The following is an 840-nucleotide window of genomic DNA, read 5'->3' as shown; positions in this document are numbered from 1 at the left end:
AAATGTGCAAAAGCTCTATTTGCCTCTGCCATTYTATGAGTCTCTTCYTTTTTGCGTATGGCATCGCCACTCCCTTTGGCAGCATCCACTAATTCGGAACTTAATTTGAAAGCCATATTTCGACCCGGACGTTTTCGGGATGCCCMTAATAACCAACGAMTGGCAAGTGCTTTTCCTTGYGTGGATCCTATTTMAATGRGAACTTGATGAGTYGAYCCGCCTACACKTCTTGCTTTTACTGCTATATCGGGAGTTACTCCACGTATTGCTTGACGTRAAACASATAGTGKATTTGTTTCTGTCTTTTGTTGAATCTTTTTCAMGGCTCGATAGATAATTTGATAAGCCAATGATTTTTTTCCGTGTTTCARAATACGGTTAACCAACATGTTAACTAATCGATTACGATAAATTGGATCGGATTTTGCAGTTTTTTCTTCTGCAGTACCTCGRCGTGACATGAGCKTGAARGRGGTTCAAGAATCWGTTTTCTTTTTATAAGGGCTMAAATCWTTTATTTTGGCTTTTTGACCCCATATTGTAGGGTGGATCACGAAAGATATGAAAGATCTCCCTCCAAACCGTACATACGACTTTCATCGAATACGGCTTTCCACAGAATTMTATATGTATGGAATTCTGTTTACTCACTTTAAATTGAGTATCCGTTTCCCTCCTTTTCCTGCTAGGATTGGAAATCCTGTATTTTACATATCCATACGATTGAGTCCTTGGGTTTCCGAAATAGTGCGTTTCCCTCCTTTTCCTGCTAGGATTGGAAATCCTGTATTTTACATATCCATACGATTGAGTCCTTGGGTTTCCGAAATAGTGTAAAAA

Annotated in this window: 1 protein-coding gene; it reads right to left on the bottom strand. The window is 39.2% G+C overall.

Annotated elements, in window-relative coordinates:
- Nucleotides 1-461, bottom strand: a 461-nt coding sequence (gene rpsG / locus EDI28_RS28165; RefSeq protein WP_128786701.1) for a 30S ribosomal protein S7, incomplete at its 3' end; no start/stop codon positions are given.
- Nucleotides 462-840: the final 379 nt, after the last annotated feature.

Source organism: Photobacterium chitinilyticum (assembly GCF_004104355.1).
GTDB lineage: Bacteria > Pseudomonadota > Gammaproteobacteria > Enterobacterales > Vibrionaceae > Photobacterium > Photobacterium chitinilyticum.
This window is presented reverse-complemented; position numbering and strand designations above follow the sequence as displayed.